The organism is Brevundimonas sp. AVps23W, from assembly GCF_058681395.1.
Genome location: NZ_CM178738.1, coordinates 1,639,063 through 1,651,953 on the forward strand (window position 1 = coordinate 1,639,063; position 12,891 = coordinate 1,651,953).

13 protein-coding genes are annotated in these 12,891 nt (G+C 69.4%); 10 read left to right on the top strand and 3 right to left on the bottom strand.

Features of this window, described 5'->3' with window-relative positions; translation table 11 throughout:
* Nucleotide 1 precedes the first annotated feature (1 nt).
* From gspE to ACW177_RS08105, 9 genes are all read left to right on the top strand, one after another.
* Nucleotides 2-1,498, top strand: a complete 1,497-nt coding sequence (gene gspE / locus ACW177_RS08065; protein WP_492028045.1) for a type II secretion system ATPase GspE — start codon at nt 2-4, stop codon at nt 1,496-1,498.
* The gene (gspF, locus tag ACW177_RS08070; RefSeq protein WP_492028046.1) at nt 1,498-2,715 is read left to right on the top strand and encodes a type II secretion system inner membrane protein GspF; all 1,218 of its coding nucleotides are present in this window, start codon (nt 1,498-1,500) and stop codon (nt 2,713-2,715) included. Before gspE ends, gspF begins: the two co-directional genes overlap by 1 nt.
* 13 nt (nt 2,716-2,728) lie before the next feature.
* On the top strand, nt 2,729-3,178 hold the full coding sequence (gspG, locus tag ACW177_RS08075) for a type II secretion system major pseudopilin GspG (RefSeq protein ID WP_492025217.1): 450 nt from the start codon (nt 2,729-2,731) through the stop codon (nt 3,176-3,178).
* Nucleotides 3,179-3,254: 76 nt separating this feature from the next.
* A complete protein-coding gene (locus ACW177_RS08080) occupies nt 3,255-3,647 on the top strand; it encodes a GspH/FimT family pseudopilin (RefSeq protein WP_492025218.1) in 393 nt (130 codons plus the stop codon).
* A 79-nt stretch (nt 3,648-3,726) separates the two neighbouring features.
* Nucleotides 3,727-4,050 (top strand): type II secretion system minor pseudopilin GspI, encoded by a 324-nt coding sequence (gene gspI, locus ACW177_RS08085; RefSeq protein WP_492025219.1) that lies wholly within the window; start codon nt 3,727-3,729, stop codon nt 4,048-4,050.
* 11 nt (nt 4,051-4,061) lie between these two features.
* A complete protein-coding gene (gspJ, locus tag ACW177_RS08090) occupies nt 4,062-4,646 on the top strand; it encodes a type II secretion system minor pseudopilin GspJ (RefSeq protein WP_492025220.1) in 585 nt (194 codons plus the stop codon).
* Nucleotides 4,643-5,629, top strand: coding sequence for a type II secretion system minor pseudopilin GspK (gene gspK / locus ACW177_RS08095; RefSeq protein WP_492025221.1), 987 nt, complete (start codon nt 4,643-4,645; stop codon nt 5,627-5,629). The genes gspJ and gspK overlap by 4 nt, the downstream gene beginning before the upstream one ends.
* The gene (gspL, locus tag ACW177_RS08100; RefSeq protein WP_492025222.1) at nt 5,626-6,726 is read left to right on the top strand and encodes a type II secretion system protein GspL; all 1,101 of its coding nucleotides are present in this window, start codon (nt 5,626-5,628) and stop codon (nt 6,724-6,726) included. The genes gspK and gspL overlap by 4 nt, the downstream gene beginning before the upstream one ends.
* Entirely contained in the window at nt 6,723-7,193 is a 471-nt protein-coding gene (locus ACW177_RS08105; RefSeq protein WP_492025223.1) for a type II secretion system protein M, read from the top strand. The genes gspL and ACW177_RS08105 overlap by 4 nt, the downstream gene beginning before the upstream one ends.
* Before the next feature lie 4 nt (nt 7,194-7,197).
* Here the strand turns inward: ACW177_RS08105 and ACW177_RS08110 are convergent, their stop codons facing one another.
* From ACW177_RS08110 to ACW177_RS08120, 3 genes are all read right to left on the bottom strand, one after another.
* The gene (locus tag ACW177_RS08110; RefSeq protein WP_492025224.1) at nt 7,198-8,214 is read right to left on the bottom strand and encodes an SMP-30/gluconolactonase/LRE family protein; all 1,017 of its coding nucleotides are present in this window, start codon (nt 8,212-8,214) and stop codon (nt 7,198-7,200) included.
* 32 nt (nt 8,215-8,246) lie between these two features.
* Nucleotides 8,247-9,344, bottom strand: coding sequence for a Gfo/Idh/MocA family protein (locus ACW177_RS08115; RefSeq protein ID WP_492025225.1), 1,098 nt, complete (start codon nt 9,342-9,344; stop codon nt 8,247-8,249).
* A 207-nt stretch (nt 9,345-9,551) separates the two neighbouring features.
* Nucleotides 9,552-11,639 carry a TonB-dependent siderophore receptor gene (locus ACW177_RS08120; protein WP_492025226.1) on the bottom strand — a complete coding sequence of 696 codons (2,088 nt, stop codon included), beginning with the start codon at nt 11,637-11,639 and terminating at the stop codon, nt 9,552-9,554.
* Nucleotides 11,640-11,713: 74 nt separating this feature from the next.
* Here ACW177_RS08120 and ACW177_RS08125 point away from each other — a divergent pair, with 74 nt between their 5' ends.
* Entirely contained in the window at nt 11,714-12,889 is a 1,176-nt protein-coding gene (locus ACW177_RS08125; RefSeq protein WP_492025227.1) for an acetyltransferase domain-containing protein, read from the top strand.
* Nucleotides 12,890-12,891 lie beyond the last annotated feature (2 nt).

Sequence of the window (12,891 nt, forward strand, 5' to 3'; positions counted from 1 at the left end):
CATGATTACCCTGGTCAGCCCCAGCCTGCCCTATGGGTTCGCCAAGCGGCACGGCGTCCTGCTGCTGGACGCCGGCGATGTGGCGCGTGTGGGGCTGCGCGAGGGAGCGGACCCCAAGGGGCTGATCGAGGCGCGGCGGGTGCTGGGAAGGCCCCTGGTGATCGAGCCGCTGGCCCAGGCCGCCTTCGACCGGCAATTGTCCGAGATCTATGCCGGCGACCATCTCGGGGCGGCGGACGGCGAGGATCTGGACATGCCGGCGGGGCTGGACAGTCTGATCGACGATATCCCGGCGGCGGCCGACCTGCTGGACACGGCCGATGACGCGCCGGTGATCCGGCTGATCAACGGGATCATCGCCGAAGCGGTACGGACCGGCGCCTCGGACATCCACCTTGAGACCTATGAGAGCGCGCTGCTGGTGCGGATGCGCATCGACGGGGTGCTGCGAGAGGCCCTGAGCCTGAACCCCCGTATCGCGCCGCTTCTGGTGTCGCGGATCAAGGTCATGGCGCGGCTGGACATCGCCGAGAAGCGGGTGCCGCAGGACGGGCGCATCCCGCTGGCCCTAGGCGGAAAGACCCTGGACGTTCGGGTCTCGACCTTGCCGTCGCGCGGCGGCGAACGGGTGGTGATGCGGATTCTGGACAAGGATCAGGCGGGCCTGACCCTGGATCGTCTGGGCATGGCGCCCGACGCCCTGGCCGCCTTCCGCGCCGCCCTGGCCGAGCCGAACGGCATCATCCTGGTCACCGGGCCGACGGGGTCCGGCAAGACCACCAGCCTGTACGCGGGCCTGGCCCTGCTGAACGACCAGACCCGTAATATTCTGACGGTCGAGGACCCGGTCGAATACGCCATCGACGGCGTGGGCCAGACCCAGGTCAACACCAAGGTCGGCATGACCTTTGCGGCGGGCCTTCGGGCCATCCTGCGCCAGGATCCGGATGTGGTCATGGTGGGTGAAATCCGCGACGTGGAGACGGCGGGGGTCGCGGTTCAGGCCGCCCTGACCGGCCATCTTGTGCTGTCCACCGTTCACACGAACGACGCGGCGGGGGCGGTGACGCGGCTGCGGGACATGGGGGTGGAGCCCTTCCTGCTGGCCTCGACCCTGCGGCTGATCGTGGCCCAGCGGCTGGTGCGCCGGCTGTGCGACCACTGCCGCACGCCCGAGATCGCCGACAAGAAGACGGCCAAGCTGGTCGGCGCCAAGGCGGGTGTGCAGGTCTGGCGTCCGCACGGCTGCGCACATTGCGGCAATACCGGGTATGTCGGTCGGGTCGGGCTTTATGAGGTGCTGAAGATCGACGATCGCGTGCGGCGTCTGATTGCGGCCGAGGCGGACGAGGACGCGGTGGTCGCCGCCGCCTTCGACAAAGGCGGAACCTTGACCGACCGTGCCCGCGCCCTGGTGCTGGACGGCGTGACTTCGGTCGAGGAGGCGGTGCGCGTCGCCCGACAGGAAACGGCGACCGACCCGGCGGAGGCGGCCTGATGGCGGCCTTCGACTATGTGGCCGTGGATGCGGCGGGTCGCACCGTGTCCGGCGCCGTCACCGCGCCGGACGAGACGGCGGCGCGGGGGCGACTGAAGAAGCGGCGGCTGATGCCGCTGGAACTGACGCCGGCGCGGATCGCGCCGCGTGCAGAGCGGGCGACCGGCTCCGGCCGGGGCGACCGGCTGAACGCCAAGACCCTGGCCCTGACGACGCGACAGCTGGCGACGCTGATTTCGGTGTCGCCGATGGAAGAGGCTCTGCGGACCCTGGCGCTTCAGGCCGACCGGCCGGTGGTGCGGCGGGTGCTGGAAGGGGTCCATGCGGGCGTGATGGAGGGGCGGCGTCTGTCGGACGCCATGGCGCTCCAGGGCCAGGCCTTTCCGCCGCTGTACCGCGCCATGGTCTCGGCTGGGGAACAGTCGGGCGCCTTGCAGCCGATCCTGGAACGCCTCGCCGACGGGCTTGAACGGGACCAGCAGGTGCGCGGCAAGGTGATCACCGCCGTCGTCTATCCCAGCGTCTTGGCCGTCGTGGCCCTGGGCGTGATCGCCATTCTGATGACCTTCGTCGTGCCTAAGGTGGTCGATCAGTTCGAAAGCATGAACCAGACCCTGCCGCTGCTGACGCGGCTGGTGATCGGGGTGTCGGACATGATGCGGAACTGGGGCTGGCTGTTCCTGATCCTGCTGGCCGGCCTGATCGCCGCAGGCGTAGTCGCGCGACGCCGACCCGAAATCCGCCTGCGGATCGACCAGGCGATGCTGCGGTTGCCGGTCGTCGGTCGCCTGACCCGCGACCTGCACGGTGCCCGTATGGCGCGGACCTTATCGACCATGATCGCCGCCGGTCTGCCGGTGCTGGAAGGTCTGACCATCACCGCCCGCACCGTGTCCAACATGGCGCTGCGTAAGGCGACGGAATCCATGAGCGAGGCGGTGCGCGAAGGCGGGGGGCTGTCGGCCGCCATGCGCCGCGCCGACGTCTTCCCCCCGCTGCTGGTCTATATGACCGCCTCGGGCGAAAGCAGCGGCCGGCTGGAGCCGATGCTGGAGCGCGCCGCCGACTATCTGGAACGCGAGTTCGCGACCTTTACCGCCGTGATGCTGAGCCTGCTGGAGCCGGCCATCATCGTGGTTATGGGCGGGGTGGTGGCGATGATCATTCTGTCGATCCTGCTGCCCATTCTTCAGATCAACACCCTGGCCATGGGGTGAGGAGAGTTTAGTCATGACGTCAGAAAATCAGAACAAGCGACGCAAACGTCAGGGTTTCACCCTGGTCGAGCTGATGGTGGTCATCGTCATCATCGGCCTGTTGGCGACGGTGGTGGCGCTGAATGTCCTGCCCAGCCAGGACCGGGCCATGGTCGGCAAGGCCAAGGCGGACATCTCGGTTCTGGAACAGGCGGTCGAAACCTATCGCCTGGACAATCTGAACTTCCCCACTGACCAGCAGGGGCTGCAAGCCCTGGTCGCCGCGCCCGCCGGCATGGCCCAGCCGGAACGCTATCGCCAGAGCGGCTATGTGCGTCGCCTGCCCGAAGATCCGTGGGGCAACCCCTACCGCTATCGTCGCCAGAGCGCGCACGGCCAGCAGTTCGACGTCTTCTCTTTCGGAGCGGACGGCAAGGAAGGGGGCGAGGGCAATGACGCGGACCTCGGCAACTGGCAGGGCTAGCCGCGCTCAAGCAGCGAGCCGCCGCGCGGCGAGCGATAGCGCCAAAAGACGAGCGGGTTTTACGCTCGTCGAGCTGATGGTGACGATCACGGTCATCGGCCTGGCGGCCGGGGCCGTGGTCTTGTCTATGCCTGATCCTCGTCCAGCCGTGGGGGTGGAGGCGGAACAGTTTGCTGCGCGTCTGTCGCGCGCCCGTGAAGAGGCGATCCTGACCAACCGTCCGGTGGCGGTAGAGGCAGACGCCGCAGGCTACGGATTCGCCAGCTTCGACGGCGCGGCCTGGACGCCGTTGACCGGCGTTTTCGTCGCCCGGACCTGGGGAGAGGGCGTCGCTGCGCCCGCCGATCCTGTGCGTATCGTCTTCGATCCCACCGGGATCGCCGACCCGGCGAAGGTGCGCCTGACCCGCGACAACCAGTCCCGCACAGTGGCGGTCGACGGCGCGGGCGAGGTGTCGATCAATGGTTGATGAAATCCGAGCTCAAGCAGCGAGCCGCCGCGCGGCGAGCGGTAGCTCCAAAAAGAGAGCTGGATTCACCCTAATCGAAATGCTGGTGGCCCTGGCGGTCTTCGCCCTGGCGGCTATGGCTCTGCTGAACCTGTCGGGCGAGAGCACCCGGTCGGCGGCGCGCGTCGAGGCTCGCACCCTGGGCGGGGTGGTGGCCGAGAACGTCGCGGCGGAAGCCATGATCGCGCCCAGCCTGCCGGTCGGGGAAACCGCCGGAGAGGTCGAGATGGCGGGGCGCGTCTGGAGCTGGCGCCGGGTCGTCACCGGGACCGAAGTCGCCGGCATGGGGCGGATCGACGTGCGAGTCTCTACCGACGAGGGCCAGGTGGCGGACCGCGTCCTGTTTCGGGCGGCCGCATCATGAGGCGGGGGATCATGAGGCGGGGGGGCTTCACCCTGGTCGAGGTGCTGGTCTCGCTGGCCATATTCGCCGTGCTGGCCGGCGCCGGGGCCCTGATGCTGAGCCAGACCATAGACACCCGGTTCGCCGTGCGGGCCGAGACGGACCGGGTCGGCGACATCCAGCGGATGCGGGCCCTGCTGAAGGCCGACCTGGCCCAGGCCGCGCCGCGTCGCACGCGCGCGCCGACCGGTCGCCCCCTGCCGCGCGCGCTGATGGGGCAGCAGACGCCGGGCGATCCGATCCTGACCCTGGTCCGCAACGGCTGGTCCAATCCGAGCGAGGCGGCGCGGCCGTCGTTGCAGCGGGTCGAATACCGGGTGGTAGACGGGCGGTTGGAGCGGCGCGTCTCGCCCTATCTGGACGGCGCCCGCGCCGGGCCGCCACAGGTGCTGTGCCGGGGGGTCAAGGAAGCCGTCGTCACCTTCATCCAGAACGGGTCCGAGGCCCAGGCCTTCATCTCGACCAGCGACCGGCCCCTGCCGGACGCCGTGCGCATCGTCATGACGCTGGACGGCGTCGGGCGGCTTGAGCAGCTGTTCCTGGTGGCCTCGGCATGAACAGGGGACGGGCGTCGCGCGAGGGCATGGCCCTGTTGACCGTCCTGCTGCTGGTGGCGGTGATGGCGGTGGTGGCGGTCGCCATTCTGGACGACGTCCGCTTCTCGGTGCGCCGCACGACAAACGCCGAGACCCAGGCTCAGGCCCAGTGGTACGCCGCCGGCGCCGAGAGCCTGGCGCGGCGCCAGATCGCGGACCTGCTCGAGGCCGACGGGGCTCGCACGCCGCTGGAGCCGCGCTGGAACGGTCGGGTGATGGAATTTCCGGTCGAGGAGGGGGCGATCCGTGCGATCGTGACCGACGGTCAGAACTGTTTCAACCTGAATTCCCTGGTCTATGGCCAGGGCGAGGATCTGTTCGCCCGGCCCGAGGGGACGACCCAGTTCATCGCCCTGGGGACGGCGCTGGGCCTGTCGCGCGCCCGAATGTCCGCCGCCGCCGCCGCCCTGACCGACTGGATGGACAATGACGCCGCAGCCTCTGCCGGCGGAGCGGAGGACGCGCGTTACGCCGGTCTGGCCACGCCCTATCGCACCGGCGGGGTCATGCTGGCCGACGTCAGCGAGATGCGGGCGGTCGCAGGCGTCGACGCCGACCTGTACCGGCGGCTGCGGCCCCATGTCTGCGCCCTGCCGGCGACCGCCCAGGCTCCGCTGAACCCCAACACCCTGACCGAGGGCCAGGCGCCCCTGCTGGTCATGCTGAGCGAAGGGGAGATTGGTTTGCAGACCGCCCGCGCCGCCATCGCCGCCCGGCCCGTCTCCGGCTGGTCCAGCGTCGAGGCCTTCTGGGCGCAATCGGCCCTGAAAGACTTCACCCCCGATGAGGAAACCCAAGCGCAAGTCTCTCTGCTGACGCGCTATTTCGACCTTCGGGTCGATGTCGACTACGGCGGCGCCCGCGCCGTCCGCACCGCCCTGTTGTACGCCGCGCCGGACGGCGCAGTGCGCACCGTCATTCGCCGCTGGACCCCTGAAGAATGAGCCAGACCCGTATTCTCATCATCCCGCCGGCGGCCTCGATGCCGGCCAACTTCCTGACGTTCGACGTGAACGGGCGGGTGCTCCAGCGCGGGTCGCTGCTGCTGGAGGACGCGGCGACGACGCCGGATGTCCGCACCGTGGCCGTGGCGCCCGGCGCCGACGTCCTGGTGCGATGGTTGGACTTGCCGGTCGGGGGCGCGGCCCAGGTGCGGGCCGCCGCCCGCTGGGCGCTGAAGGACGATCTGGCCGGGGATCCGGAACGGACCGTGGTGGCGGTCGGACCCGTCACGGGCGAGGGGCCGCGGCTGGTCGCCGCCGTGGGTGCGGGCCTGCTGGAGGCCTGGATCGACTATCTGGCCGGGTTGGGGATCACGCCGGCGGCCATCGTGCCCGACTGTCTGGTGCTGCCTGAACCGGAGAGTGAGGGGCTGAACGCCGCCGCCTTCGGCGCTGACATCGCCCTGCGCGGCGCGCGGTTTGCGGCCACGGTCCAGCCGGACCTGGTCGAGACGGTGGCGGCGGGGCGCGCCGTCGTCGGCATCGAGGATCGCGAGACGCTGGAGCGGTTGCTGGCCGTCGCCGCCGCCGCGCCGGCCATTGATCTGTTGTCGGGCGTCGAGCGTCGGCGCGAGGCCGCGCGCGGCGGCTGGCGGCTGGCCGCGGCCCTGGCGGCGGCCCTGGTCGTCTCGCCCCTGATCCTGGCCGTGGCTGCGGGCGCGCGGGATCAGATCGCCGCTGACCGAACCGAGGCCCGCACCCTGGCCCTGATCGCCGACATCATGCCTGACGCGGCCCAGGCCGCCGATCCGGTCGAGGAGGCGCGTCGTCGCCTGGCCGTCGCCCCGCCGCCCGGCGGCGTGGCCGGCGCGGCCGCCGCCCTGTTCGCTGCGGTGGAGCAGGTCGAGGGGGCGGAACTGGACAGTCTCAGCGCCGACCCCGCCAAGGGGGTGCGCGCCACCGTCAGCTATCCGGCCTTTTCGGATCTGGAGACCCTGCGCACCGCCATGGCGGCGGCGGGCCTGTCGATGTCGGACGCTTCCACCGTCGAGGACGGCGGTCGGGTGGTCAGTGAAGTCGTGATCGGAGGAGCCGCATGAACGGCCTGATGTCTCAAGCCGCCGCCTGGTGGGACGGCCGCACCCTGCGCGAGCAGCGGATGCTGGCGGTCATGGGGCTGGCGGTCGCCGCCGTCCTGGTCTGGCTGCTGATCGTGCGGCCGGTCTGGGCCTGGCGCGCCGATGCCGCCGATGCGCGCGTCGTCGCCGAGGCGGACCTGACGATGGTCCAGGCCGCAAGCGGTCGCCTTTCTCCCGCCGCCGCGCCGGGCGACGTCGATGTTGCGGCCGTGGTCGCCGAGGTCGGGTCGATGACGGGGCTCACGCCGGTCATGGGCATGTCGGCGGACGGCGGCCTGGGCTTCAGCCTGACCAATGTGTCCTCGACGGCCGCCTTCGGCTGGCTTGCGGCCCTGCAGGAGCGCAAGGTTCAGGCGACCGCCCTCAATGTCGTCGAGAACGCCGATGCGACCCTGAGCCTGGAAGGGACGCTGGCGCCCGCGCCCTGACCGTTCAGCCGCGCGTCAGGGTGCGCAGTTTCAGCAGCCGGTCGCCCGCCGTGATGAACAGGGTGCGGCCGTCCTCGCCGAAGGTGCAGTTGGCCGCCGCGCCCCCGGTCTGGATCAGGCCCAGCGCCCGGCCGTCCGCCGCCAGCACATGGACCCCGCCCGGCCCGGTGACGAACAGATGCCCGTCCTGGTCCACGACCATGCCGTCGGGCAGGCCGGGATTGGCCGGGCCGACCAGATCGGTGAAGTCCTTCAGCACCCGGCCGTTGGCGGCGATGTCCGAGGCGGTCAGGTCATAGGCCATCAGCACGGCGCGCGCCGGGTCCGATACCGCGACATAGAGGGTGCGCTGATCTGGCGACAGGGCGACGCCGTTGGGGAAGGTCAGGTCGGCGACCAGCAGGGTCACCCCGCCGTCGAGGGCCAGTCGATAGACGCCGTTGTGCGCCTGCTCCTTCAGCGGCGACTGGTCCATGTCCTTCAGCCCATAGGGTGGATCGGTGAAGAAGATCGCGCCGTCCGCAGCCTGGACCAGGTCGTTCGGCGAGTTGAACCGCTTGCCCTCGTATTGCGTCGCCAGCAGGGTCTTGGCCCGCGTGGTCAGATCGACCCGAGCGACGGCGCGGTTGCCGTGATCGGCCATCAGGATGGAACCTGCTGGACCGAGGATCAGGCCGTTCGATCCTGGCTCGCGGAAGCCCGAGGCGTCCGGGCCGTCATAGCCGGACGGGTCCATGAAGGCCGAGGCGCCGTCCTGTTCCGACCAGCGATGGATGCGGTTCTCGGGCACGTCGCTGAACAGCAAATAATCGCCGTCGGCGATCCAGACGGGGCCTTCCGACCAGGTAAAGCCGGAGGCCAGGGTCTCGATCTGCGCGTCCGGCGCGATCAGTCCGTCCAGCGCCGGATCCAGGCGCACGACGCCGACGGCGAGAGGCGACTCCTTCGCCTGCGCCAGGGTCGATAGGCCGGCTGCGCCGGCGACACCGCCGGCGAGAACGAGGCGACGCGAAAGGGGCAAGGCGGATCTCCGGAAGGGGCGGTCGGGTTGGGTCAAAGCGAGACGGCGCGGCGTTCGCGGGCGGAGCGATAGATGGCCTCGATGATCCGCATATCCCGCAGGCCTTCTTCGCCGGGAACAATGGGCTCGACGCCGGTCATCACACACTGTGACAGATGGTCCAGCTGGGCCGAGAACTGGTTCTGCGGCGCTTCCGGAACGGGGTGGTCCTCGGCGCGTCCGTCCTTGAGGCGGCGCAGGCGGTTGCCGGAATAGGCCGTCGCCGGCTCGGCGTCGACCCAGCCCTTGTCGCCGACCACGCGGAAACGGTTGTGGTTCGATCCGTAGGACGAGACGCAGTTGGCCTGGGCGCCCGAGGGAAAACGAAGCTGGAAATTGATCATGTCCTCGACCTCGCGGAACTTCGGGTCCGACCGGTCGGTCGTTTCCGTCGCCGTCACCTCCACCGGCTCCTCGCCCGTCAGATAGCGCGCGGCCTGGAGGCTGTAGATGCCGATGTCCATCAGGGAGCCGCCGCCGGCCAGGGCGCGGTTCAGCCGCCATTGGGTCGGATCGCCGATGGTGAACCCATGCTCGGCGGAGACGACGCGGGGGCGGCCGATTTCACCCGAGCGGGCGATCCGCATCGCCTCGCGATTGGCCGCCTCGAAATGGCAGCGATAGCCGATCATCAGCTTGCGGTCGGCCGCCCGGCAGGCCGCGATCATCTCTTCGGCCTCGGCCGCCGTATTGGCCATCGGCTTTTCGCACATGACGTGCTTGCCGGCCGCGGCGGCGCGCAGGGTGTATTCGTGGTGCATCCCGTTGGGCAGGATCACATAGACGATGTCCACGTCCGGATTGTCGCGGATCGTATCGAAGGTCTCGTAGGTGTAGAGCCCGCGCTGGGGGACGCCGTATTTCTCGGCGTAACGACGCGCCTTCTCGGGCGAGCCGCTGACCAGGGCCGTGACGCGCGAATGGCGGCATTCGGCGAAGCGCGGCAGGATGACGTCCGCATAACCGCCCAGGCCGACGATGGCGTAGCCCAGTCGCCTATCCGGCGCTTGCGCCGCCAGCGCCGAGACAGGCGCCAGGCCGGCCGCCGCAGCGCCGAGTTTCATCATCGATCGGCGCGTGGGCTTCATCATCGTCAGGCTCTTCCAGTGGCTTTGGACGCGCTGGCATACTGATGGGCGTTTGCTGTCGGGGGCAAGCAATCATCTCCGAGACCTGATGTCTCGGCCTCGGCCACCCGCGCGGCGGGCGTCGCCAGTCGGGAAGCGGAGCGGGGAGACGCGATCCGGCGGTCGCGTCTCCCCTGGATCAGATCGGGATCGGATCGACCCGGCGCCGCCTTACAGCGCCAGTCGCAGCGAGGCGCGGATGCTGCGCGGGGCGCCGGGGAAGATCCACAGGGCGCTGTACGAGCTGGCGGCGTAGCGCTCGTCGAACAGGTTATCGACCTCGACCCGCGCTGTGACCTGAGGCGTGATCCCGTACTCGACCGCCGCCTTGGCCTTCCAGTAGTCCGGCAGACGCACCCCGTCGGTGGTCAGGGTCGCGGCCCTATCACCCATGTAGGCGGCGCCGGCCGTCATCGACCAGTCCGTGCCGTGACCCGTGGCGAACCGACCGACCACGAACAGCGAGCCCGAGTGTTCGGGCACGTTCAGCACATTGTCGGTGGCGAAGGCGCTGTCGTCGGCCTTGGCGTCGGTGAAGGCGTAGTTGGCGACCACCTGCCACGCCTCGCCGACCCGCAGCGAGCCGTCCAGCTCGATCCCGCGCGAAGTCAGTTTGCCGACCGGGGCCAGATAGTTGGCGTCCACCGGGTCGCTGGTCAGGATATTGGTCTTCTCGATGTCGAAGACGGTGGCGGCGAGGTCGATCCCCCCCCAGGCGCCCGACACGCCGATCTCGTAGCCCTTGCCCTCTTCCGGGGCGAAGCCGGCGCCGGTCCGGCCCGTGCCGGAGTTCAGCACGAAGGACTCGCCGTAGCTGGCGTGGGCGGTCAGGGCGTCGGTCAGGCGATAGCGGGCGGCGAAGCGATAATCGACCGGGCTGTCCTTGTTCTCGCCCACGGCGCCGGTGCGGTTGTTGCGGATGGTCTGGCTGTAGTCATCCCAGCGCAGGCCCGCGACCAGGCTGAGACGGTCGTTCACCTCCCACATGTCCTGGGCGTAAAGGGTGACGACCTCGCGCGTTTCCAGATTGTCGGTGAAGGGCAGGGGCGTCGGGCTGGCGACGGCGCCATAGACGGGGTTGAACAGGTCGATCGGATAGGGATTGGCCGCCGTCGGATTGATCCGCAGCCACTTCTCGCCATAGGTCAGCTCATAGGCCTTCACCCCGAAGCCCAGATTGTGAACGCCCAGGCCGGTGGCGACCACGCCGTTCAGTTCCAGACGGGCCGACAGGTCCTCGACCGTGAAGTCGCGGCCCCGGCGTTGGCGCCACAGGGTGTCGCCGACCAGGCGCGAATGGTCGCTGGACAGGCCCTTCAGCGAGCCGCCTCGCCAGGCCACGCCGCCGTTCAGGCTCCAGTTGTCGCTGATCTGGTACTCGCCGGTGATCTGGTGCCGTTCGTTGCGGAACCGCGTCGGGCCGTCGCTGGGCTCGCCATAGTAGTTCGACTCCGGCAGGGCCAGGGCGTCGCCGTTCACGGCGGGCATGCCCCGGTCGAACAGGGTCGAGAAGACGGTGAACTCGCCGACATAGGTCAGACGCAGAGCGTCATTGGGCCGCCAGGTCAGGGACGGCGCGACCGAGGTGCGGTCCGTTCCGACATGATCGCGCCAGCCCTCGCTGGTCTCCCCCGCCAGCACCAGCCGCCCGGCCAGGGTGTCCGAGATCGGGCCGGTTACGTCCAACTCGCCACGCCGCAGACCGAAGGAGCCGACCGTGCCGGTGAAGACGACATCGGGAGTGAAACGCGGGGTCTTTGAGACGATATTGATCCGGCCGGCCGGGTCGATGTCGCCAAACAGGGCGCCGGCCGGGCCCTTCAGCACCTCGATTCGCTCGGCCGTGGCGGGGTCGCGCGGCGGGGCCATGCCCCGGTTGGCCAGGAAGCCGTCGACGTAATATTCGGCCCCGCCGTCGGGCGTGCCCAGGAAGCCGCGGATGGCGAAATTGTCCATCACCCCGCCGCGGTTGTTCTGCTGGCTGACGCCGCTGACCAGCTCAAGGGCGTCAGACAGGCGCGTGGCGCCCACGGCGTCCAGCAGGTCGTTTTCGATAGAGCGGCTGGACGGAGACATCCGCTCGGTCACCGCGCCGACGCCCAGGGTGCGGTCGTGCGGGGCCGTGCGACGACCCAGAACCACGATCTCGCCGACGGTCGCGGTCTCGCTCGGCTCCAGGGCCGGCTCCAACACGGCAGGGGATTCGGCGTTGGCGGCGGCCAGCAGGCACAGGCTGGCGCAGCTCGAAAGCAGGGACACGTGATACTCCGTTGAAACGTTATAAAGTATCGGCTATCCGCTTCCGCCTGATGATGTCAACCGCTGCAACGCTTGTGTCCGAAACCGCCGTCTCGTCCGAACCCGTGCGTTCGGGCGGCCGCATCCGTTCGATCGACGCCCTGCGCGGCCTGGTCATCCTGCTGATGCTGGTCGATCATGCGCGCGAATTTTTCTTCATCCACGCTCAGGTCTCCGACCCAATGGATCTGGAGACGACGTCTCCGGCCCTGTTCTTCACCCGACTGTCGGCCCATCTGTGCGCGCCGGTGTTCCTGGCCCTTACGGGACTGGGCGCCTGGCTGTACGGGAACAAGGCCGCTCAGGGCGGAAACGGCGCCGGGGCCGCGTCTGATTTCCTGCTGAAAAGGGGGCTGTTTCTGGTCGTGCTGGAGCTGACGGTGGTCAGTTTCGCCTGGACCTTCTCGTTCACGCCGCAGATCGTCTACCTTCAGGTCATCTGGGCCATCGGTCTGTCGATGATCGCCCTGGCGGCCCTGGTGCATCTTCCGCGACCGGTGCTGATCGCCGTGGGGCTGATCATCGTCCTGGGACATAATCTGCTGGACCCGGTCACGATCACGGCGGGCCAAGCCGGTCACGCGCTTTGGGCGGTGTTGCATGATCGCGGCTTCATCGATCTGCCCTGGGGCGCGCAGGCCCGGACCTCCTATCCGCTGCTGCCCTGGATCGGGGTCGCCGCCCTGGGTTACGGGATCGGGCCTTGGTTCGTGGGCGGGCAGGCGGCGCGGCTGCGTCGGCTGGCCGTGGCCGGCCTGGGCGCCCTGGCGCTGTTCGTCGTCTTGCGGGCGATCAACCTGTACGGCGACCCCACGCCCTGGGCCGTGCAGGCCACGCCGGTGCAGACGGTGATGAGCCTGCTGAACCTGACCAAATATCCGCCGTCGGCGGACTTCCTGCTGCTGACGCTCGGCGTCGGCGCCCTGGTCCTGGCGGGGCTGGAGCGTGCGCCTGAACGGCTGGTCGGCCTGCTGGCCGTGTTCGGCGGCGCGCCCCTGTTCTTCTATTTGATCCACCTGTACGGGCTGCACCTGCTCAACCTGGCGGGGCTCGCCCTGTTCGGCGCCAATCAGGGCGACGGGTTCGGGCTTCCCGGCGTGGGGTGGCTGTGGGTCATGGCGGCCGCTGTCGCCGTTCCCTGCTGGTTCGCCTGTCGCTGGTTTGCCGGGGTCAAACGGCGCAGTTCGCAGCCTTGGATGCGCTACCTCTGAGC